The following is a 21,383-nucleotide window of genomic DNA, read 5'->3' as shown; positions in this document are numbered from 1 at the left end:
TTTTGGAGCTCCTGATGGAGTGGCTGCTGGACCCCGCCGCGTGGGTCGGCTTGCTTACCCTGGTCGTCCTTGAGATCGTCCTGGGCATTGATAACCTGATTTTCATCGCCATCCTGGCGGACAAGCTTCCCCCAGAGCAACGCGACCGCGCGCGCGTCCTGGGGTTGAGCCTTGCGCTGGTCATGCGCCTGGGTTTGCTGTCCGTCATGTCGTGGCTGGTCACCTTGACCACGCCCTTGTTTTCGGTGGGCCCCTTGTCCCCGTCGGGACGCGATCTGATCCTGATGGTGGGCGGTCTGTTCCTGCTGTTCAAGGGCACGATGGAATTGCATGAGCGCCTGGAAGGCGGGCAGCATGGTGGGTCGTCCGGGCCGCGCGTGTACGCCAGCTTCTGGGTGATCGTCACGCAGATCGTGGTGTTGGACGCGGTGTTCTCGCTGGACTCCGTCATCACGGCCGTGGGCATGGTGGACCACCTGGCCATCATGATGATCGCCGTCGTCATCGCCATCGGCATCATGCTGATCGCCTCCAAGCCGCTGACGCGTTTCGTCAACGCGCATCCCACCGTGGTGGTGCTGTGCCTGGGCTTCCTGCTGATGATCGGTTTTTCGCTGCTGGCCGAAGCGTTCGGCTTCAAGGTGCCCAAGGGCTATCTGTATGCCGCCATCGGCTTCTCGGTGGCCATCGAAGCGCTGAATCAGGTGGCGCGCCGCAACCTGCTCAAGCTGGACGCCCGCCGTCCCATGCGTGAGCGCACCGCCTCGGCGGTGCTGCGCATGCTGGGCAAGCGCCCACCCGCCAGCGACGTGGCCGACTTGCCCAACATGGACGGCCCGGCCATGCCGGCCTTCGGCGTGGAAGAACGCAACATGGTCAGCGGCGTGCTGACCCTGGCTGAACGTTCCATCCGGTCCATCATGACGCCGCGCACGGATGTGTCGTGGATCAATATCGATGACGACCCGGACCTGATTCGCCACCAATTGACCGAGGCGCCGCACAGCTTCTTCCCCGTCTGTCGGGGCTCGCTGGACGAAGTACTGGGCATCGCGCGCGCCAAGGACCTGGTCGCGGACCTGATCACCGAAGGCCGCGTGCGCCGCAACCGCCTGCGCGATCCCATCATCGTGCACGAGTCCATCGGCATTCTGCGCCTGATGGACACGCTCAAGCGCTCGCGTGGCCAACTGGTGCTGGTGGCTGACGAGTTCGGCGCCATTGAAGGCCTGGTCACGCCGATTGATGTGTTCGAAGCCATCGCCGGTGAATTCCCTGACGAAGACGAATTGCCCGACATCGTGGCCGACGGCGACGACATCTGGAAGATCGACGGCGCAGCCGACCTGCACCACGTTGAACAGGTGCTGGAAACCGAGGGCCTGGTGGACGACGCGCAAGAGTTCTCGACGCTGGCGGGCTACCTGCTGTCGCGCTTTGGCCACCTGCCCAAACCAGGCGATGTTTGCGAATACGAAGCCCATCACCAGCACTTCCGCTTTGAGGTGCTGGAAATGGACGGCCGCCGGATCGCGCTGGTGCGCGTTGAAAAGCGGCCGCAGGAAATGCTGTCGGACGAAGCCCCTCTGGCCAACGATTAACCGGACCCTTATCCAACGTGACTGACAACGCGCTCTACCTGATCAAGGCTTTCATTCTTGGCATTCTTGAAGGCCTGACCGAGTTCATCCCCGTGTCCAGCACCGGCCACCTTATCCTGGTGGGCGACTGGATCAATTTCCAGTCCAGCGACGGCAAGGTGTTCGAAGTGGTGATCCAGCTGGGCTCGATCCTCGCGGTGATGTGGGTGTTCCGCGCGCGGCTGCTCCAACTGATCCGCGGCACGCTGACCGGCGTGGCGAGCGAGGTCGCGTTCACCCGCAACCTGATCATCGCGTTCCTGCCCGCGGCCGTCATCGGCGCGATCTTCATCAAGACCATCAAGTCGGTGTTCTATCACCCCGGCGTGGTGGTCGTGACGCTGGTGCTGGGCGGGTTGATCATGCTGTATGTCGAGCGCAAGACCCGTCACACGCCGGGCGACGCGCCGGGCGCGGCGGACGATACGGCATCCGATGAAAGGGCGTCGGCGCACACGCTGGAGCAGATCACCTGGAAGCAGGCGCTGGGCGTGGGAGTGGCGCAGTGCTTTGCGATGATCCCGGGCACGTCACGGTCTGGTGCGACGATCATCGGTGGGATGATTGCCGGCATTCAGCGCAAGACGGCGACGGAGTTCTCGTTCTTCCTGGCCATGCCCACGATGCTGGGGGCGGCGGTTTTTGATATGTACAAGAACTTCGGCGTGCTGACCCAGCATGATTTGTCGGGCATCGCCGTGGGGTTCATCGCGGCATTCCTGAGCGCGATGGTAGTGGTGCGCGCGGTGCTGCGGTTTGTGGCGAACCATACTTATAGAGTGTTCGCCTGGTACCGCATTGTGTTCGGCGGGATTGTGGCGGCGTGGATATTTACGCGCTGAGGTGGTGTTGGCGCGGTAAGTAAACGTGCCTTTGCCGGGCTGCAGCTATTCTGCGGTGGGGGGCTGCTTGATGGGTTTGCGCGGTGGGGAATGGGGTTCTTGTCCATGGCTTGCCGCGCTACACCCATCCTACGGCTGCTGTGCGAATGGGGGTTTTATCCATGCCTTGCCGCGCCATACCCATCGTAGGATGGGTGTGGCGCGAGACGTTGCTGGCTAGGGCGAAGGCGGGACAACGCGCAAACCCATCAATCGGCATTTGCTACGGAAATCCTACGCTGCTTGATGGGTTTGCGCGATGGGGCATCGGGATTCTTATCCTTGCCTTGCCGCGCTACACCCATCCTACGTTTCCAGGTCGTAGAACTCTAGCCCGTCGCGGTCGATGGTGAGCCAGCCGCCGCGGGGGGGCGACACGTGGTCGAAGTCCCAATCGGGCAGTACCCAGCGTTCGCATTTCTTGCCGTCGATGTCCAGCACATGGCGCGCCGGGCGGTGGGTGTGCCCGTGCACCAGCATGCGCACGCCGGTGTCGCGGAAGATCGCGTCGATGGCCGCGCCATTGACGTCCATGATTTCCATGGACTTCGTCTGGTTGGCCGCCTGGCTTTCGCCACGGGCCTGCTGCGCCATCGCCAGGCGGTCGGGGATGCTTTTTGCCAGGAACTCGGCCTGCCATTGCGGATTGCGGACCATCTTGCGGAACTGCTGATACGCGGCGTCGTCCGTACAGAACTCGTCGCCGTGCGTCAGCAGCACCTGGCCAAAATCCGTTTCCAGCAGTGCCGGCTCAGGCAATAGCCTGGCGCCCACGGCATTGGCCAGTTCTTCCCCAATGAGGAAGTCGCGGTTGCCGCGGCCCAGCCACACGGGAATGCGCGTGGCCGTCTCGCGCAGCGCCGTCAGCACCGTGGCAAGCCACGGTGGCGCGGCGCGGATGACGTCGTCGCCGATCCAGGCGTCAAAGATGTCGCCCGGCAGCAGCAAGGCGGCGGCGTCTGCTTGCGCGGCTTCCAGGAATGCCAGGAATGCCTCGGACGTGGCCGGCGTGGCCGGCCCCAGGTGCAGGTCGGACGCCAGCCAGATCTGGCCGGGCAGGGCAATCTTATTCAAGAATTTCGGCCTTCTCGATGATCACGTCTTCGTTGGGCACGTTCTGGTGGAAGCCCTTGTTGCCGGTCTTCACGCTCTTGATCTTTTCGACCACGTCGGTGCCTTCGGTGATGGTGCCGAACACGGCATAGCCCCAGCCGTTCGGCGTGGGCGACGTGAAGTTCAGGAAATCGTTGTTGGACACGTTGATGAAGAACTGCGCCGTGGCCGAGTGCGGGTCGCTGGTGCGGGCCATCGCCAGGGTGTACTTGTCGTTCTTCAAGCCGTTGTTGGCTTCGTTTTCGATGGGGGCATGCGTCTGCTTTTGCTTCATGCCGGGTTCGAAGCCGCCGCCCTGGATCATGAAGCCGTCGATCACGCGGTGGAACACCGTGCCGTTGTAGAAGCCTTCCTTGACGTAGGTCAGGAAGTTCTCGACGGTCTTGGGGGCCTTGGCGGCATCCAGGGTGATGACCATATCGCCTTGGTTCGTGACGAGCTTGACGCGCGGATTGGTGCTCATGGCTTTTGTGCCTTCAGAAGTAGTGGTGGTGGAGGAGGCCGCTGGGGCGGCGCTGACAAGCGCTGGGGCAAATGCGGCCAGCGCGAACGAGCACGCCGTCAGGCGCAGCAGGTGAAAGGGGGAGTAACGGGACATCATTTGCCTTGTTTATCCTTCAGCATGGTTTCGACTTCTCGGGCCTTTTCCTGCATGCCCGGCACGCCATCGCTGGCGGCCTTCTTGTAAGTGCGCAGGGCCTGTAGAAGTTGCAGATCGCCCAGATTGGCTCGGGCGGCGGCATAGCCGGGATCAGCGCGTAGTGCCATTTGCAGGGCGTCTTGCGCTTTTTCAAGTTCTCCGCGGCTGGCATATAGAGCGGCCAGATTATTCCAAGGTTCCGGAAGCTCCGGGAAACGCGTGGTCATTTCGGTATAGATGTCGATGGCTTCGCCCGGTCGGTCCAGGGCGGCCAGCGCGCGCGCGTGCTGGAACATCAGTTGCACATCGGTGCCGCGCTGGTCCTTGATTTCAGCCTGGCGCTTTTCGATCATCGCCAGCGCTTCTTCGTTGTCGCCGCGGTTCAGCAGCGTTTCGATGCGGGTGGTGATCTGCGATGCCGACGGCGTCAGCCGCGTGTCGACGCCGGGTTTCGCTGCTTCCAACAAATTGGCCAGGGCGTCCCAGCCGCCTTCGGGCGGGATGGGGTCCAGGGTGGTGCGTGTGGCGTTCGGGTTGGCCCCGCCGCCGCCAGCCATGGACTGGGCAAGGGCGGTTCCAGCCGGCGCGCCGGCAAGGGCCAGGGCGAGCAGGGCGACAAAAAAACGCGGCTTGATCGTCACGTGGGTATCCGTTAAAAGTCGTGGCCGGGCAGCACTGATACGTGCGACCGGGCCGCTTGCTATACTTGACGACCGCCATTTTAGCCCCGGTTGCGTTTTTGGTTCGGCATGAGTCCGAGCTCAGGCCAGAGCCTGCAAATCAGAGGGTCGCAAAGCCGGGGGCAGTATGTCCTCGAGAGCGGTCCTCGATGATGGCCCTCGATGGCGGCAAGCTGCGCGGGTATCGTCCCGCCCTGGCAACTTTTTCCGATTCCGCCGCGGAAAGCAATCAGACACTTCATAAGCGCCATGCTGCAAATCTACAACACGTTATCGCGTACCAAAGAACCGTTCAAACCGGCCCAGGCTGGTCAGGTGCGCATGTACGTGTGTGGCATGACCGTTTACGACTTCTGCCATCTGGGCCATGCCCGCATGCTGATCTCGTTCGACGTGGTGCAGCGTTGGCTGCGCGCCAGCGGCCTGGCTGTCGACTACGTGCGCAACATCACGGACATCGACGACAAGATCATCCGCCGCGCCGTGGAAACCGGCCGTCGCATCGGCGAAGTCACCGAGTTCTACATCGCCGCCATGCACGCTGACGAGCAGGCGCTGGGCGTTCAAACGCCCGACCGCGAGCCGCGCGCCACGCAATACGTGGGCGAGATGCTGGACATCATCGGCAAGCTGGAACAGAACGGCCTGGCCTACCAGGCCGATGACGGCGACGTGAACTACGCCGTGCGCGGGTTCCCCGGCTACGGCAAGCTGTCCGGCAAGACGCTGGACGACCTGCGCGCCGGCGAGCGCGTGGCGGTGGGCTCGGCCAAGCGCGACCCGCTGGACTTCGTGCTGTGGAAGTCGGCCAAGGCCGAAGAACCCGAAGACACCAAGTGGGAATCGCCTTACGGCATGGGCCGCCCGGGCTGGCACATCGAATGCTCGGCCATGAGCAAATCCCTGTTGGGCTTGCCTCTGGATATCCACGGCGGCGGCCCCGACCTGAAATTCCCGCACCACGAAAACGAAATCGCGCAGACCGAAGGCGCGTTCGGTGGCACGCTGGCCAACATCTGGATGCATTGCGGCCCGCTCATGGTTGATTCGGACAAGATGTCCAAGTCCCTGGGCAATTTCCGCACCATCCGTCAGACCATCGCCCAGGGCGACCCGGCTACTGATGCCGCCACTTACAGCGTGAACCCGCGCGAAGCGGAAATGGTGCGCTTCTTCATCGTGCGCAACCATTACCGCAGCCCGCAGAACTACACGCCCGACAACCTGATCGACGCGCAGAACGCACTGGACCGCCTGTACCAGGCCTTGCAGAACGTGCCCGCCGACGACCAGGGCATCGACTGGAACGAGCCGCAGGCCCAGGCCTTCAAGGCGGCCATGGATGACGACTTCAACAGCTCGGGCGCCGTTGCGGCCCTGTTCGAACTGGCGTCTGAAACCAACCGGGGCAAGAGCGCGCGCAGCGCCGGCCAGTTGAAGGCGCTGGCGTCCCTGTTGGGTTTGTTGCAGCAGGACCCGGCAACGTATTTCCAGTCGCCCACCCGCTATTCGGCGGTGGCCATCGAGCAAGGCCAGCGCGCCACGCTGGACGCCACGGCCATCCAGGCCCTGATTGACGCCCGCGCCGCCGCCAAGGCCGCCCGCGACTTCGCCGAAGCCGACCGCATCCGCGCCGAACTGCGCGAGGCCGGCATCGAACTCGATGACAAGCCCGGTGGCTTGACGCAATGGCGACGGGCGTGAGCCCAGTGGATACGCCCGATATGTCCACCCCCGATCTCGACGGTCCCAAGCCTGAATATTGGGAGGCCGCCGTTGCCCATCTGATGCGGCGCGACCGCATCCTGAAAAAGGTCATCCCCCAGCACCCCGAGGTCTGGCTGACCTCGCGCGGCACGCCGTTCGTGACCTTGGCGCGCGCGATCATCGGCCAGCAGGTCTCGGCCAAGGCGGCCGACGGCGTCTGGACCAAGTTCATCGAAGCCGTGGGCAAGCGCCCCACGCCCGTGGCCGTGCTGCGCGTGGGCCTGGAAGGCTTGCGCAAGGCGGGGCTGTCGCAACGCAAGGCCGAATACGTGCTGGATCTGGCCGTGCACTTCGGCGAACGCCGCGTCCACCCCGAAAAATGGGCGGCGATGGACGACGAAGCCGTTATTTCTGAATTGGTCGCCATCCGGGGCATCGGGCGCTGGACGGCGGAGATGTTTTTGATTTTCAATCTACAGCGGCCTGACGTCCTGCCGCTGGATGATCCAGGGTTGCTCAAGGCAATCTCGCTACACTATTTCAGTGGCGAGCCTGTCTCGCGCTTCGAGGCTCGCGAAGTCTCGCTGGCGTGGCAGCCCTGGCGTACCGTGGCAACCTGGTACTTATGGCGCAGTCTGGAACCGACACCGGTCCAGTACTGATGCACACCAGGCAGCCCATCTACGGAACCACACTACATGCGCAATACATTTCTGGAATTTGAACAGCCGCTGGCCGAACTTGAAAACAAGATCGAGCAGCTGCGCTACGTGCAGGCCGATTCGGCGGTAGACATCTCCGACGAAATCGGACGTCTGCAGCAAAAGAGCCAGACCTTGGCCAAGGAAATCTACGCCAAGCTCACGCCTTGGCAGACGGCCCTTGTCGCCCGCCATCCCCAGCGTCCCTACACGCTGGACTACGTGCGCGAAATGTTCACCGACTTCCACGAACTGCACGGCGACCGCATGTACGCCGACGACCAATCCATCATTGGTGGGCTGGCGCGGTTCAACGGCACGCCCTGCATGGTCATCGGCCATCAAAAAGGCCGCGATACCAAGGAACGCGCCGCCCGCAATTTCGGCATGCCGCGTCCCGAAGGCTATCGCAAGGCCCTGCGCCTGATGCGCCTGGCTGAAAAATTCGGCATCCCCGTGTTCACCTTCGTGGACACCCCGGGCGCCTACCCCGGCATCGGCGCCGAAGAGCGCGGCCAGTCCGAAGCCATCGGCCACAACCTGTATGCCATGGCCGAGCTCAAGGTCCCCGTGATCTGCACGATCATCGGCGAAGGCGGCTCCGGTGGCGCGCTGGCGATTGCCGTGGGCAACGCCGTGCTGATGCTGCAATACGCCACTTATGCCGTGATCTCGCCCGAAGGCTGCGCGTCCATCTTGTGGCGCAGCGCCGACAAGGCGCCGGACGCCGCCGAAGCCCTGGCCATCATCGCGCCGCGCTTGAAGGACCTGGGCCTGGTCGACCGCGTGGTCAACGAACCGGTGGGCGGCGCCCATCGCGACCCGCGCGTCATGGCTCGCCTGTTGCGCCGCGCGCTGGGCGACGCCCTGCGCCAATTGCAAGGCATGACGCCCGAGCAGTTGGTGGAACAGCGCGTGCAACGCCTGCTGTCCTACGGCGCCTACCAGGAAGTGCGCGCCTAACGCCGGCAAAGGCGCTGGCCGCTTGGCCGGCGCCCCGGCCGCGCTGCCCGCGCCCTGCATCATGAACACGCCACCCACGCCCGACACGCCCCTTGCGGCCGAGTCGGGCGTGTTGCGTTGCGCGTCCGTCGCGCTGCCCTTGGCGCCCGCGCTGCTGACATCGTTGCGACTGGCCTTGCTCGCATTGCCAGCGCAACCGGCACGCATCGGCGTGGCCTTGAGCGGCGGCGCCGACTCCGCCATGCTGGCCGTGCATGCGGCGGCGGTCGCGCGTGAATTGGGCATCGGCCTGGCGCTCTTGCACGTACACCATGGCTTGCAGGCCGCCGCCGACGACTGGGGCCGGCAGGTCCATGCCTTGGGTGCCTTGCTGGGGCTACCGGTCCAGGAAGCCCGCGTGCAGGTGGAGCAGGGCGCGGGCAAAGGGATCGAGGCCGCCGCGCGCGACGCCCGCTACGCGGCGCTGGCGCAGCTTGCGCGGGCGCAGGGCATCAGCCACGTGCTGCTGGCGCATCACTGCAACGACCAGGCTGAAACGGTGTTGCTGCGCCTGCTGCGCGGCACGGGGGTGGTGGGCATGGCGGCCATGTCCGACGCCTCTGTTCGCGATGGCACCACCTATTTGCGTCCGTGGTTGGGGCAGGACCGCGCCACGATCTTGCAGGCCGCCGCTGCCGTCGAAGACGCCTGCGGCTGGCGCCCGGTAGAAGACCCCACCAATGCCGACCCGCGCTACACACGCGCTGCTGTGCGCGAACTGCTGGCGCCGGTGCTGGACAGCCGCTGGCCCGGCTGGCGCGCCATTGTGGCGCGGCACGCCGCCCACATGGCCGAAGCTGCCCAGATCCTGGACGAGGTCGCGCGAGAGGATTTTGCGCGGCTGGAACCGAGCGAAGACGGCGCCAGCTTTTCGTTGAGAGCCTGGCGCGAATTGTCGCCGGCGCGCCAGGCGCAGGTGCTGCGCTTCTGGCTGCAACAAAACGGCGCGCGCATGCCCACGGATGCGCGCCTGCGCGACCTGCTGCGCCAATTGCGCGAGCTGCACAGCCTGGGCCATGACCGCCAGTTGCGGGTGGAGCAGGCAGGCCATGTCGTGCGCTGCCATCGGGGGCGGGTCTGGGTCGAGCCGCGCGGATAGCGATTGTGGTTTCAGCAGGAATTCACGGGAAAATAACCGCCCAATGAACGTAAATTCCCACAAATTGAGCAAATTTTTACCGCCGCGCTAGAATATATGGTTTTGCCCGTCACCACTTTGCGGCGGGTTTCCAGCCAGAGTACGAGATGTCCCTGATCGTTCACAAATATGGCGGTACTTCGATGGGCTCGGTCGAGCGCATCCGAAACGTGGCGCGTCGCGTCGCGAAGTGGCATGCCGCCGGCCACCAAGTTGTTGTTGTGCCGTCGGCAATGGCGGGCGAAACCAATCGCCTGCTGGGTCTGGCGCGCGAAATTTCGCCCCAGCCCGACGGCCGCGAACTCGATATGATCGCCGCCACCGGCGAGCAGGCCAGCAGCGGTTTGCTGGCCATTGCGTTGCAGGCCGAAGGCGTGCCCGCGCGCAGCTATGCCGGTTGGCAAGTGCCGGTGCGCACCGATTCGTCGTTCACCAAGGCCCGCATCAGCTCCATCGACGATGCGCGCGTGCGCGCTGATCTCGACGCGGGCCGCGTGGTGATCGTGACCGGCTTCCAGGGCATAGACCCCGAAGGCCACATCACGACGCTGGGCCGTGGTGGTTCGGACACCTCGGCCGTGGCCGTGGCGGCCGCCATCAAGGCCGACGAATGCCTGATCTACACCGACGTGGACGGCGTCTACACGACCGATCCGCGCGTGGTGCCCGAAGCGCGCCGCATGGCCGTCGTTTCCTTCGAGGAAATGCTGGAAATGGCGTCGCTGGGTTCCAAGGTGCTGCAGATCCGCTCGGTGGAATTCGCCGGCAAATACCGTGTACCGGTCCGGGTGTTGTCCTCGTTGACCGACCCGCTCATTCCGCTCGACGAAGAAATGGTCTCGGGCACGCTGATTACTTTTGAGGAAGACGAAAAAATGGAAGCCGCCGTAGTCTCCGGCATCGCCTTCAGCCGCGACGAAGCCAAAATCACCTTGCTGGCGGTGCCCGACAAACCGGGTATCGCTTTCTCCATCCTGGGCCCGGTCGCCGCCGCCAATATCGACGTCGACATGATCGTGCAGAACCAGTCCGTGGCTGGCACCACCGACTTCTCGTTCACCGTGAATCGCAATGAATTCGCGCGCGCCATCGAGCTGCTCAAGCGCGAAGTCATTCCCGCCGTGGGCGCGCGTGAACTGTCCACCGACGAGAAGGTTGCCAAGGTCTCGATCGTGGGCATCGGCATGCGTTCGCACGTGGGCGTGGCCAGCCTGATGTTCCAGACGCTTTCGCAAGAAGGCATCAACATCCAGATGATCAGCACCAGCGAAATCAAGACGTCCGTCATCATCGACGACAAGTACATGGAATTGGGCGTGCGCGCGCTGCACAAGGCGTTCGGCCTGGACCAGGCGCCGGGCGCCAAGGAATAAAGGCAACGGGTCCGGCACGTTTTTTTGCATGATGGCCCCGTTTGCGGGCAACGGCCAAAAAATTCGTGCTAGAATCTCGTTCTCTTTTCGGAGACGTGCCCGAGAGGCTGAAGGGGCTCCCCTGCTAAGGGAGTATGTGGCTAAAAACTGCATCGTGGGTTCGAATCCCACCGTCTCCGCCAGATAAGCTTCGGCGCTGGCTTAAGTACAGCGTTGAAGATAAAAACCCCGCAATCGCGTAAGTGATTGCGGGGTTTTTTCATTTCGCTTTTACATCGCTTTTATCTGCATCGCTTCCATCTGCATCGCCGCCAACAGTGCGCGCGCCTGTGCCACCACATCCGCATCGTTAGGCCTGAACGTCATCCGCATCGCGTGCCGCAGTTGCGTGTAGTGCGCGTGGCCACTGCGGGCATACGCCGGATCGTAGTGGCGGTTGATCAGGTCGCTGGCCAGATCCAGGCGGCGGCCTTCGTCCACCATCTGTAGCCAGCCCTTGATGACGTCGCGGCTGTGCAGGCCAAGCAGGCGTTGCAACTGTTCCTTGAGCCAATCGGCGTTGTCGAATAATTGCGCGTAGTCCTGCTGCAGAAACGCCGCGCGGTCTTCGGGGGTGCAGACCACTTCAATGCACGCGCCTTGATGCATGGCTTGCAGCAGCGCGGGTGGCAATGCCACGGCGCCGATCTTGCGGCTTTCGGCTTCAACAAACACGGGGAGCGTGCTGTCCAAGGCACGCAACCGCGCGGCGAGCAGCGTGTCGAAACGCTTTTGCGAAGGTTGCGCAACGCCCGGCACGGCGCCCAGCAGCGAACCGCGATGAGAGGCCAGGTGTTCAAGGTCCAGCGTTTGCGCGCCGGCCGATTCAAGCGCGTGCAGCAGGCGCGTCTTGCCGCTGCCCGTGGGGCCTACAAGCACCACGCAGCGCAGCGTGCTGGGCAGAGTATCCAGGGCAAGCAGCGTGGCGCCTCGGTAGCGTTTGTAGCCGCCGTTCAATTGCCGGGCACGCCAACCGATCATGTTGAACATCACCGTCATCGAACCCGAACGCTTGCCACCGCGCCAGCAGTACACCAGCGGACGCCAACCTTGCGGCCGATCGACGAAGGTGGTTTCCAGGTGCCGCGCGATGTTGCGCGCGACGATCGCGGCGCCAATGCGCGAGGCTTCGAAGGGCGAGACCTGGGTGTACAACGTGCCGACCTGCACGCGCTCTTCGTCGTTCAGTACCGGTGCGCTGATGGCGCCGGGAATGTGGTCGATGGCGTACTCCAGCGGTGAGCGCACGTCGATGATTTCGTCGAAGTCGTTTAGCTGTTCCAGATCAGCAAGCAGGTGTTTCACGTTCAAGGCCGTTATGTTGAGCGGCCACTAGAGTAGTGCTTTTCTGACCGCACCCAAACTTGCACGCCGCAAAAATTCACGCTATTATTCAAGGCTTGCTTGAACGCGCGCCCGTAGCTCAGCTGGATAGAGTACCTGGCTACGAACCAGGGGGTCGTAGGTTCGAATCCTGCCGGGCGCACCAAGTTTTAAAGTGGTTTGATTGTGCTGATGTTGAGCCGAATGAATCGCTAAAAAACTTTGAGTAGAACAAGCAAAAAAGCAGTAAAAAAAAGCAGCAAAAATGCAGTAATGGTGAAATTGTTCTGATATAATTTTGCCTCTTTGTCGGAGCGCCCGTAGCTCAGCTGGATAGAGTACCTGGCTACGAACCAGGGGGTCGTAGGTTCGAATCCTGCCGGGCGCACCAGATTTCAGGTCACACTGAAGTTACCGTCAAAGAAAATAGAAAGGCCTTTGATCATTGATCGAAGGCCTTTTTGTTTTGCTCGGCGTGGAATGCATGGGAGCGATGCAGAAGTAATGCAGGGCGTTTGATGTAAGTGCAGTGGGGCACGATAGCAAAGTACATCAATATTTCCCCCCAATTTGCGCGGCCCCATTTTTTCATGTTATAAACACGCCTCTTTCGGGGCGCCCGTAGCTCAGCTGGATAGAGTACCTGGCTACGAACCAGGGGGTCGTAGGTTCGAATCCTGCCGGGCGCACCAACTTATTTTGAACACGCGATATTCGACATGTCGTGGTTCAGCCGAAGCGTAAAAGCGAACGGCAACGCACAATGCAAAGCGGCTTGATGGTCATCCATCAAGCCGCTTTTTTTTGTCTGGCGCAAGGCGGATCGAAATCAGCCGTGGCCTGCGCAACAGATCAGCCACCTCGTCGTCGGTCTACCGCGGTCAACGCTACGCCGCTCTTGATCATCTTGTAGGCCTGGCCGCCCAGCCAAGTGACTTTTTCGCCAGAGCTTGTCCGGCAGATACAGTGCGTCTTGGGATCGAAGCGCGAGGTGCCCAACGCGGAATAGGCATCCAGATCCGCAACGAAGCGTTCGATGCGGTACAAGGTGCCGTCGGGCGATGTGACAAGCACATCGGTCAATCTTCTTGCGGTGCCGAGCATACTCAGTACCTCCACGGGCCGGCGGTGTTGCGGCGCTAAAGTGGTGTGGACGCTTCTGCGTACCGCGCGTGCGCGATGCATGCGCGGCACTACAGGAAGCGGCCCCCAAACAATGAATCATCAAGCTGGTCGGGTGACACGCCTAGCGCCTCGGAAACTCGGTCCAGCACAATCTGTCGAGGGCGCGGGCGGGGCCGTTCCAATTCAATGTAAATGGAATGATCCACGCCAAGCCGGGCAGCCATATCAGCAGTAGTGATATTGAGGTGCTCGCGCCACGCGCGTATCAAACTCCAATCGTTGCCGGTTTTTAGATTGACAACAGCAAGTGGTAAGGGGTTGTGCCCATGGGCGCGTCTTTTGTGCGAGCCTGCGGGGGCGGGGCCGACTTCGCTCCGTTTGGCGGCGCCACTTTTGCGGCGTTCGCGGGTCGGGGCCGTTACATCGGGTTCAGCGGTGAATATTGCGTTGCCATTGGTTTGGCGATATCGATTGCTTCCGATCCACGTAATGGCCTCGCCGTTATCAAGCATGCATTCGCAATCCAGGTGGTAATTGCTGGGGATGCTCTCAAGTTTGGCGATAGCGTCCGTGGTCGTGGCGTGGCGCACGACACGATGCAGCGTACCATCCGACGCACGTACGAATACGTCGGGAAGTCTCCAGGAAAAAGGGATGATGATCTCCACGGTCGAAACCACGATCGCCACTGTAGCCCGATGGCGACGCGGCGAGATTTGGGGTTTCCCCTCGACTGCTGCGCTAGCTCGTTTCTACTCGATGTGGGTCGTAAAGATCTTCACAAATATTCACCAGGCTTAAGCAAAGTGCATGGCTATGCAAAGGCCGCCGCCAGCACGCACGGCATCAGTTCGGCGGCCGCGCCATGCAGATTGCAATGCGCCTGCGCATCCAGTGGCGTGACGTTCGGGTTCACCTGCACCACCGTTGCGCCCGCCGCCAGCGCGCGTTGCGGGAGTTCCGCGGCGGGGTAGACCAGGGCCGATGTGCCGATGCTGAAGAGCAGGTCGCATTGCGTTGCCGCGCGCAGCGCGATGCTCCACGCATCGCCAGGCAGGCTCTCACCAAACCACACCACTCCGGGCCGCACGGGCTGTCCACAGCGCGCGCAGGCGGGTGGCGCAATGCGCCGGCCCTCGTCGGGTTCGTCGGGCGCATTGTTGGCGCAGGCTTGCGGCGCGGCGCAAGCCGAACAGCGTGGCGCGTGCAGGCTGCCATGCAGATGCACCACCTGCGTGCTGCCCGCGCGTTCGTGCAGGTCATCCACGTTCTGGGTAACGACCGTCAATTCAGGCACATGGCGCGCCAGCGTCGCGATGGCATGGTGCGCGGCGTTTGGCGCGGCTCGCAGCACTTGCGCGCGCCGCCATTCATACCAGCCCCAGACGATGTCGGGATGCGCACGAAAGGCCTCGGGCGTGGCCAGCGCTTGCGCATCAAAGCGTGACCACAGCCCCGTCAAGGCGTCGCGGAATGTCGCGATGCCGCTTTCCGCCGACACGCCGGCGCCTGTAAAAACCACGACACGCTGCGCGCTGCGCAATGCATCCAGCAATGCCTGGGGAATATCGTGATGCGTGTTTTCCATTTCAACCCTTGAATACAGTGCATACGCTGCGCGCCGTGGCCCGGAGCTGTCAAGCAGGGCTTGCTTGTTTCAGCCCTCGTCGTCCGCAACCCAACGTGCGCAAGCATCCCGAATGATGGATACTGCTTTTCTCATCTGGGATTGCCCCAACGATTGCCCCAACGCTTGCCTCGACAACAGGAGACCCGCGATGCCCGATTCTTCCGCCGGCCTGGACCGGCTTCGCCGCTTTATTGCCACCGCAACGCGCTTGGCCACGCCCGATGCGCTGGCGCAAACGCCCGCGCTGCGCGATGCCTTTGCCGACCTGGTGCGCCACGACGATTGGCTGCCAGAAGACTGTACCGTGCCCCATCCGCAGTACTACCAGCAATACCTGCTGCACTGTGACCCCTTGGAGCGATTTTCCCTGGTCAGCTTCGTGTGGGGGCCGGGGCAATTCACGCCTGTGCATGACCACGAAGTCTGGGGCTACGTGGGCATGCTGCGCGGGGCCGAGATCAACCAGCGTTACGTGCGACATGCCGATGGCCGCGTGCTGCCGGTGGGCGATGCCACCACCTTGCAGCCCGGCGATGTTGAGCACCTGTCTCCGGACGAGGGCGACATCCATCGCGTGTCCAACGCCTATCTGGACCGCGTGTCGATCAGCGTGCATTTGTATGGCGGCAATATCGGCGCGGTGTCGCGCCATGTCTATGACCCGGAAACGGGGCAGCCCAAGCCGTTTGTGTCCGGCTATTCGTCACCCCGTCTGCCCAACCTGTGGGATCGGTCCGCGGCGGTGCGCGCGACCATTACCGCTGGCGGCGGCTAGGGGGCTACCAGGTGGTGGCGACCAGATGGCGACTACCAAGCGCGCCGCGCGCGCCACGCGTTGTCCGGCGGGCTTGTCTCATGCTATGTTCGCGTCCTAAATATTAGGAAAAAAATCAAGATGGACAAGACACTGCTGAAGGGGCTGATGGTGTTGGAGGCGGTGACGGATGTGGACAATCCGCCGCGCACCATCGACGCCCTGGCCGCGCGGGTCGGCCTGACCCGCAGCAATACGCATCGCACGCTGCAAACCTTGATCCACGCCGGCTACGTCATCAAGGACGACGACGGCGGCGGTTACCGTGGCGCGGTGCGACTGTTTGAGCTGGCGGCGCGCCAGCTTGCGCAGTTGGACGTGCGCAAGCTGGCCGCGCCGTTCATGCGCACGCTGGCGGACCAGACGGGCGAGACGGTGCACTTGTCGGTGCTGGACGGGTTTGACGTCGTGTATGTAGACAAGATCGACAGCCCGCAACCCATCCGCGCGTACTCCATGGTGGGCGGACGCGCGCCCGCCTATGCCGTGGCCACCGGCAAGGCGCTGCTGGCGTATCAGCCCGAAGGTTATGTCGAGCGCTACGCCGATCAGCTTGTGCGCCACACGCCGTCCACCATCGTGTCCTTGCCCTTGCTGAAAGACGAACTGCGCAAGATCGCCCGCGCGGGCTATGCCGTGAACCGCGGTGAATGGCGCGAAGGCGTGGGCGGACTGGCCGTGACCTTGTTCAACAGCCTGGACCAAGCCGTGGCGGCCGTGGGCATTTCCGGCCCGCTTGACCGCCTGAGCGCCGCTAGGATGAAGCAGTTGGCGCCGGATGTGTCGGCCTGTGCGCAGTCCATTTCGCAAGGGATGGGGTATCGGCGGGGCTATCTGAATCAGTGATTTTTGTCGGCTGGGCAAGCGCCGTCGCAATGCGCACCGCCTGGTCGCGCGCCAACCTGGCATTGACATCCATGGATGTGGTCCAGAAGTACGTGCCGCCCGCCAGGCTGCCCAGCACCGACACCTGGCCCAGTACCGCGTCCCGCGCGGTCTTCAAACAACCCGTGTCGAAATCCAGCGCCAGGCCGCCGAAGGGATCGGGGCGCGCGTGGCCCTCGCGCAGCAGCGTGGCGATCAACGGATCATCGGTGCGCGCCACATCCACTGAAAAGCTGGTGGCATTGATCAGGGTGTGGCTGTGCTGCGTGGATTCGCCATCGGCGTCGCGCAGCCGGGTGTGGAAACGGCCGCCGGCCGCTTCCTGGCCGACATCGACATATTGCGTATCCACATAGCCCGCGCGCACCTGCAATTGGCCCGTCTTGAGCAGGGCTTGCAGCTTCTGGGTATTGCGCATCGGGAACGTGGCGCGCCGCGCCATCCACAGCGCGCGCCAACGCGATTGAAAGCGCTGGCGTTCGGCATCCGGCATCAGATGCCACACCTGCTCCACCACTGCGTTGGTGGCTGCCGCCACGGCCTGCCAGGGCCGGGCTGCTTGCGATGATCGGCGTATTTCTTCGTCCAAGGCGCGTTGCGCATCCGTGGCAAGCCCGAAGACCTCTTCCGCGTCCAACGCGCCATGCAGCGCCAGCACCTCGTCTTGCAAGGCGCCGGCTATCGCCTCCAGCGTCAGCGTGCCGCCGTGGCGCGCCGCCAGGCGCAGGATGCCTTCTTGATTGAAATGACGCAGCGCCGCCGGGGCCTGGTTGTGCGGGCTGCGTACCGAGGGCAGGCGGCCGTTGCGCGACACGCAAAGCACGGGGCCGCGATGGCCCGATTGCTGCAAGGCGGCCACCGCGTCCACCGCGCTCAGGCTGGTGCCGACAATGCACACGGAGGCGTCGGGCGGAATCTCCCGCGCCAGATCGGCAACGGGGTACGGGCTGTTGAAGTAGCCCGGTGCGCCTTGCAAGGCAGGGAAGGCCTGCGACGGCAGGTTGCCGTTGCACAGCACCGCGTAGCGCGCCACGCACGGTGCGGTGCCATCGGACTCGATCCGTACGCTGCCGTCAGCCAACGGCGACACGCGCTGCACGCGGCGTTGCACCTGGGCAAGCGCCACGCCTTGCGCCAGTGCCAGCTCTCGGCAACGCGCATACACGGCACGCATATACGCGCCGAACAAGGGGCGCGGAAGAAAGTCCGACGGCTCAATGGCCTCCACGCCATACCCCCGCAACCAGGCCGGATCCTGCGTGCGCAGCCAGTCAACGAAATCCATGCGCAGGTCCGCGCGCGCCGACATGTTGCCGGCGGGAATGTTGAGCAGGTTGCTGGGCAGGTCGTCCTGATACGCGCCGCCCGGGCCGCACACCGCTTGCGGTTCGAACACGGTGATGGCCAGTGGGCGGGCCGCGCTGTCCGCTTGCCGCGACAGCAGCAACTGATACAGGAAGCTGACGGCGACCGAGCCACCGCCCACGATCGCCACGTCGGTGGCGGTGGAACCCGAAGAGGAGTCCAGCCCCGGATAGGCGTCAAGCGGCTTCATTTGGCGGACGACATGCGCACCACGTCGGCCCAGCGGGCCACTTCTCGCTTCAGCACACGGCTGGTGTCGGCCGGTGACGTCGCCACTGCATCGGCGCCCAGCTTCAACGCGGCTTGCTGCACGGACTCCATGGCCGCGGCCTTCTGCATGCCGGCCGACAGCTTGTCCACCACGGCGGGCGGCGTGCCGGCCGGGGCCAGCAGCGCGTAGGCGGTCGCGACGGAATAGTCCTTCACGCCTTGTTCCATCAAAGTGGGCAGGTCGGGCAAGGCCGTGGCGCGCTTGGCGGTGGTCACACCCAACAAGCGGATCTTGCCGCTGGCCACTTGCGGCAACAGCGCGGGCAGGGTTTCGATGACCATGTCGATCTGGCCGCCCAGCAAATCGGTGATGGCCGGACCGCTGCCGCGATACGGCACATGCATGAGCCGGGTGCCGGTCACCACCTGGAACAGTTCGCCAGCCATGTGCTGCGAGGTGCCCGGTCCGGCCGAACCGAAGGTGATGGTGCCGGGCTTGCTCTTGGCCAGCGCAATCAATTCCTGCACGTTGTTGGCGGGCACCTTGCTGTTGACGGCCACCGCCATGGGCATGCTGGTGGCCATGGACACGCCCACGAAGGCGGTGCCGAAGTCGTAGCCGGGCTTGTCGGGCATGGCGGCATGAATGGCGTGGCTGCCCACGGCACCCATCAACAGGGTGTAGCCGTCGGGGGCGGATTTGGCCACGTACTCGGCACCGATCTCGCCGCCCGCGCCCGCCTTGTTTTCCACCACCACGCCTTGCCCCAGGAAGTCTCCCAGGTGCTGCGCATAGATGCGAGCCGCGGCATCCGTGGCGCCGCCGGGCGGGAAGGGTACGACCATGCGGATGGGCTTGGCCGGCCAGGTCTGGGCCAGGGCGGGTCCGGCGGCCAGCGCCAGGACCACGCCAGCCAGGGCAATGCGCCACGTTTGCTTCATGTATGTCTCCTTGGTGTGCCGGACCGTCCTGCGCGGGGTGCGCCGCGGTCCGTTTTTATAAATCCTAAAATATAGGATTCGCATTTCAATAAATGGTTTACGTAGAATTCCACAGGGTGATATGCTGGTCAACAATTAAGCGCAAGACCTAGGGATTGCACTAGGAACCGTCCGGAAAGCTGCATGGATTGCCTGGCATGATGCCATCCTGCAAGCGGCGCACTTATACTGATTCGCTTATCCCAAATATTGAATTTTCATAATGAGAGGTCAGACATGACACCCAGTTCGGCACTGGCCGGCATCACCGTGCTGGAAATTTGCAACGTCGCGGCGGGACCGTTTTGCGGCATGTTGTTGGCGGATATGGGCGCCGACGTCATCAAGGTCGAAAACCCCGAGGGCGGCGATACGCTGCGTAGCTGGCCGCCCATTTCCGACGGCTACAGCGAGAATTTCGCGTCCTTGAACCGCAACAAGAAGTCGGTGACGCTGAACCTGAAAAACCCCGAAGACCTGGCCCTGGCGCGCGAATTGGCGCAGACCGTCGACGTGCTGATCGAAAACAATCGGCCCGGCGTGATGGATCGCCTGGGACTGGGGTATGCGCAACTGCGCGAGGCCAATCCCAAGCTGGTCTATTGCTCGATCTCGGCCTATGGGCAGTCGGGCCCGCGTTCGCAGGAAGGCGGTTTCGACCTGACCATCCAGGCCATGAGCGGCATCATGAGCGTCACCGGCGAGGCCGGCGGCGAACCCGTGAAATGCGGCGTGCCGGTGGCGGATTTTTCGGCCGGCCTGTATGGCGCCTTCGCCATCGCATCGGCCTTGCGCGCGGCCCAGGCCAGCGGGCAGGGCACGCATATTGATGTGCCGATGCTGGGCGCCACGCTGGGCATTGCCGCCCTGCAGACGTCGGAATTCTTCGGCAGCGGCAAAGACCCCGTGAAGCTGGGCTCGGCCCATCCGCGCAACGCGCCGTATCAGGCGTTCCGTTGCCAGGGCGGCTATTTCGGCATGGCCGCCGGCAACCAGGCATTGTGGAAAAGCGTGTGCGCCACCGTGGGGCGCGACGACCTGCTGGCCGACCCGCGCTTTACCGACACCAGCGCCCGCGCCCGCAACCAGACCGCCTTGCGCGAGATCCTGGAAGCCATCTTCGCCGAGGGCGATGCGCAGACCTGGCTGTCGCGCTTCCGTGCCGCGGGCGTGCCCTGCGCGCCGATCAATACCTATTCCGAAGTGCTGGCCGACCCGCAGGTGGAACACATGGGCTGGGTGCAGCCGGTGGAACTGCCCAACGGCGTGCAAACGCGCACCTTCGGTCTGCCCGTGCGCTTTGACGGCCAGACCACGGCGCTGCGCCTGCGTCCGCCCGCGCTGGGCGAGCACAACGATGAAGTGCTGGGTGCCCTGCGCGCGGCCAGGAAGGGAGTGGTGGCATGAGCGTCCTGCGTATCGACAAACAGGGCGCGCGGCATGTGCTGACGCTGACGCGTGCCGACAAGATGAACGCGCTGTCCGCCGAACTGGTGGACGCGCTGATCGCCGCCCTGGACGAAGCCGAGGCGCAGGGCGCCAAGCTGATCGTGCTGAAGGGCGAAGGCAAGAATTTCAGCGCGGGCTTTGACTTCGGGGATTGGCAGTCGCAAAGCGAGGGCGACCTGTTGCTGCGCTTCGTGCGTATCGAGACCCTGCTGCAACGCCTGGCCGCGTCGCCTTGCCTGACCGTGGCGCTGGCGCATGGCCGCAATTTCGGCGCGGGCGTTGATGTGTTCGGCGCCTGCAAGTGGCGCATCAGCGCGCCGGACGCCACGTTTCGCATGCCGGGCCTGAAGTTCGGGCTGGTGCTGGGCACGCGCCGCTTTGCCGCGCTGGTGGGCGCCGAACGCGCCCGCGTGGTGCTGGAGCAGGCCGCCACGTTCAGCGCGGAAGAAGCGTTGCGCGACGGCTTTGCGACCCGGCTCGCCGTGGCGCAGGAATGGCCCGACATCGAACAGCAGGCGTCGGACACGGCGCAGGCATTGACGGACGCCAGCCGCATTCAGCTCTACGCCGCGCTGTCGCAGGAAACGCCCGACGCCGATCTGGCGCGCCTGGTGCGTTCGGCGGCGGCGCCCGGCTTGAAGGACCGCGTGGCCGCCTATCTAGAAGCGCGCTAACGGCACAAGAACC

General features: G+C 63.7%; 20 protein-coding genes and 4 tRNA genes. 15 read left to right on the top strand and 9 right to left on the bottom strand.

Going from position 1 to position 21,383, the window contains the following annotated elements; genetic code table 11:
• Positions 1–14: 14 nt before the first annotated feature.
• Together P8T11_RS10605 and P8T11_RS10600 are read left to right on the top strand one after the other, a co-directional pair.
• A complete protein-coding gene (locus P8T11_RS10605) occupies positions 15–1,601 on the top strand; it encodes a TerC family protein (protein WP_268081984.1) in 1,587 nt (528 codons plus the stop codon).
• A gap of 17 nt (positions 1,602–1,618) precedes the next feature.
• Positions 1,619–2,482 (top strand): undecaprenyl-diphosphate phosphatase, encoded by an 864-nt coding sequence (locus P8T11_RS10600; RefSeq protein WP_268081985.1) that lies wholly within the window; start codon positions 1,619–1,621, stop codon positions 2,480–2,482.
• Positions 2,483–2,827: 345 nt separating this feature from the next.
• Here P8T11_RS10600 and P8T11_RS10595 read toward each other — a convergent pair whose 3' ends face one another.
• The 3 genes from P8T11_RS10595 to P8T11_RS10585 form a co-directional block, all read right to left on the bottom strand.
• Complete coding sequence (locus P8T11_RS10595; protein ID WP_268081986.1) at positions 2,828–3,595, bottom strand: UDP-2,3-diacylglucosamine diphosphatase; 768 nt, start codon at positions 3,593–3,595, stop codon at positions 2,828–2,830.
• The gene (locus P8T11_RS10590) at positions 3,588–4,097 is read right to left on the bottom strand and encodes a peptidylprolyl isomerase (RefSeq protein ID WP_326494525.1); all 510 of its coding nucleotides are present in this window, start codon (positions 4,095–4,097) and stop codon (positions 3,588–3,590) included. The genes P8T11_RS10595 and P8T11_RS10590 overlap by 8 nt, the downstream gene beginning before the upstream one ends.
• Positions 4,098–4,231: 134 nt before the next feature.
• A complete protein-coding gene (locus P8T11_RS10585; protein WP_268081988.1) occupies positions 4,232–4,915 on the bottom strand; it encodes a tetratricopeptide repeat protein in 684 nt (227 codons plus the stop codon).
• A 288-nt stretch (positions 4,916–5,203) separates the two neighbouring features.
• On the opposite strand from P8T11_RS10585, the gene cysS reads away from it, so the two are divergent.
• The 6 genes from cysS to P8T11_RS10555 all read left to right on the top strand — a co-directional run bounded on the left by cysS (position 5,204) and on the right by P8T11_RS10555 (position 11,057).
• Positions 5,204–6,658 (top strand): cysteine--tRNA ligase, encoded by a 1,455-nt coding sequence (gene cysS, locus P8T11_RS10580; protein ID WP_268081989.1) that lies wholly within the window; start codon positions 5,204–5,206, stop codon positions 6,656–6,658.
• A gap of 20 nt (positions 6,659–6,678) precedes the next feature.
• A complete protein-coding gene (locus P8T11_RS10575; protein WP_268081990.1) occupies positions 6,679–7,323 on the top strand; it encodes a DNA-3-methyladenine glycosylase family protein in 645 nt (214 codons plus the stop codon).
• Positions 7,324–7,359: 36 nt separating this feature from the next.
• The gene (locus tag P8T11_RS10570) at positions 7,360–8,325 is read left to right on the top strand and encodes an acetyl-CoA carboxylase carboxyltransferase subunit alpha (protein WP_006225512.1); all 966 of its coding nucleotides are present in this window, start codon (positions 7,360–7,362) and stop codon (positions 8,323–8,325) included.
• Between the two features lie 61 nt (positions 8,326–8,386).
• Positions 8,387–9,463, top strand: a complete 1,077-nt coding sequence (tilS, locus tag P8T11_RS10565) for a tRNA lysidine(34) synthetase TilS (RefSeq protein ID WP_268082390.1) — start codon at positions 8,387–8,389, stop codon at positions 9,461–9,463.
• A 146-nt stretch (positions 9,464–9,609) separates the two neighbouring features.
• Positions 9,610–10,875 (top strand): aspartate kinase, encoded by a 1,266-nt coding sequence (locus tag P8T11_RS10560; RefSeq protein WP_268081991.1) that lies wholly within the window; start codon positions 9,610–9,612, stop codon positions 10,873–10,875.
• Positions 10,876–10,964: 89 nt separating this feature from the next.
• Positions 10,965–11,057: transfer RNA gene (locus tag P8T11_RS10555), tRNA-Ser, on the top strand.
• An 88-nt stretch (positions 11,058–11,145) separates the two neighbouring features.
• On the opposite strand, the gene mnmH is transcribed toward P8T11_RS10555, so the two are convergent.
• Positions 11,146–12,219 carry a tRNA 2-selenouridine(34) synthase MnmH gene (mnmH, locus tag P8T11_RS10550; RefSeq protein ID WP_268081992.1) on the bottom strand — a complete coding sequence of 358 codons (1,074 nt, stop codon included), beginning with the start codon at positions 12,217–12,219 and terminating at the stop codon, positions 11,146–11,148.
• Positions 12,220–12,326: 107 nt separating this feature from the next.
• Here mnmH and P8T11_RS10545 point away from each other — a divergent pair.
• The 3 genes from P8T11_RS10545 to P8T11_RS10535 all read left to right on the top strand — a co-directional run bounded on the left by P8T11_RS10545 (position 12,327) and on the right by P8T11_RS10535 (position 12,929).
• Positions 12,327–12,403: transfer RNA gene (locus P8T11_RS10545), tRNA-Arg, on the top strand.
• A 148-nt stretch (positions 12,404–12,551) separates the two neighbouring features.
• Positions 12,552–12,628, top strand: a tRNA-Arg gene (locus P8T11_RS10540).
• A gap of 224 nt (positions 12,629–12,852) precedes the next feature.
• Positions 12,853–12,929 (top strand) — tRNA-Arg (locus P8T11_RS10535).
• A gap of 160 nt (positions 12,930–13,089) precedes the next feature.
• Here P8T11_RS10535 and P8T11_RS10530 read toward each other — a convergent pair.
• The 3 genes from P8T11_RS10530 to P8T11_RS10520 all read right to left on the bottom strand — a co-directional run bounded on the left by P8T11_RS10530 (position 13,090) and on the right by P8T11_RS10520 (position 14,950).
• Positions 13,090–13,341, bottom strand: a complete 252-nt coding sequence (locus P8T11_RS10530) for a hypothetical protein (RefSeq protein ID WP_326494526.1) — start codon at positions 13,339–13,341, stop codon at positions 13,090–13,092.
• A gap of 89 nt (positions 13,342–13,430) precedes the next feature.
• A complete protein-coding gene (locus P8T11_RS10525) occupies positions 13,431–14,030 on the bottom strand; it encodes a helix-turn-helix domain-containing protein (protein ID WP_268081994.1) in 600 nt (199 codons plus the stop codon).
• Positions 14,031–14,176: 146 nt separating this feature from the next.
• Positions 14,177–14,950, bottom strand: coding sequence for an SIR2 family NAD-dependent protein deacylase (locus tag P8T11_RS10520; protein WP_268081995.1), 774 nt, complete (start codon positions 14,948–14,950; stop codon positions 14,177–14,179).
• A 190-nt stretch (positions 14,951–15,140) separates the two neighbouring features.
• Between P8T11_RS10520 and P8T11_RS10515 the strand changes: the two genes are divergently transcribed.
• Positions 15,141–15,767, top strand: a complete 627-nt coding sequence (locus P8T11_RS10515) for a cysteine dioxygenase (RefSeq protein WP_268081996.1) — start codon at positions 15,141–15,143, stop codon at positions 15,765–15,767.
• A 120-nt stretch (positions 15,768–15,887) separates the two neighbouring features.
• A complete protein-coding gene (locus tag P8T11_RS10510) occupies positions 15,888–16,652 on the top strand; it encodes an IclR family transcriptional regulator (RefSeq protein ID WP_100856630.1) in 765 nt (254 codons plus the stop codon).
• On the opposite strand, the gene P8T11_RS10505 is transcribed toward P8T11_RS10510, so the two are convergent.
• Positions 16,561–18,246 carry an FAD/NAD(P)-binding protein gene (locus tag P8T11_RS10505; RefSeq protein WP_268081997.1) on the bottom strand — a complete coding sequence of 562 codons (1,686 nt, stop codon included), beginning with the start codon at positions 18,244–18,246 and terminating at the stop codon, positions 16,561–16,563. The two genes, P8T11_RS10510 and P8T11_RS10505, sit on opposite strands and share 92 nt — an antisense overlap.
• Positions 18,243–19,208: a Bug family tripartite tricarboxylate transporter substrate binding protein gene (locus P8T11_RS10500; RefSeq protein WP_268081998.1), complete on the bottom strand. Its 966-nt coding sequence runs from the start codon at positions 19,206–19,208 to the stop codon at positions 18,243–18,245. The genes P8T11_RS10505 and P8T11_RS10500 overlap by 4 nt, the downstream gene beginning before the upstream one ends.
• Positions 19,209–19,484: 276 nt before the next feature.
• Here P8T11_RS10500 and P8T11_RS10495 point away from each other — a divergent pair, with 276 nt between their 5' ends.
• Both P8T11_RS10495 and P8T11_RS10490 read left to right on the top strand, forming a co-directional pair.
• Positions 19,485–20,654 (top strand): CaiB/BaiF CoA transferase family protein, encoded by a 1,170-nt coding sequence (locus P8T11_RS10495; RefSeq protein ID WP_268081999.1) that lies wholly within the window; start codon positions 19,485–19,487, stop codon positions 20,652–20,654.
• Complete coding sequence (locus P8T11_RS10490; RefSeq protein ID WP_268082000.1) at positions 20,651–21,370, top strand: enoyl-CoA hydratase/isomerase family protein; 720 nt, start codon at positions 20,651–20,653, stop codon at positions 21,368–21,370. Before P8T11_RS10495 ends, P8T11_RS10490 begins: the two co-directional genes overlap by 4 nt.
• Positions 21,371–21,383: the final 13 nt, after the last annotated feature.

Source organism: Achromobacter spanius (genome assembly GCF_029637605.1).
GTDB classification, from domain to species: domain Bacteria; phylum Pseudomonadota; class Gammaproteobacteria; order Burkholderiales; family Burkholderiaceae_B; genus Achromobacter; species Achromobacter spanius_E.
This window is presented reverse-complemented; position numbering and strand designations above follow the sequence as displayed.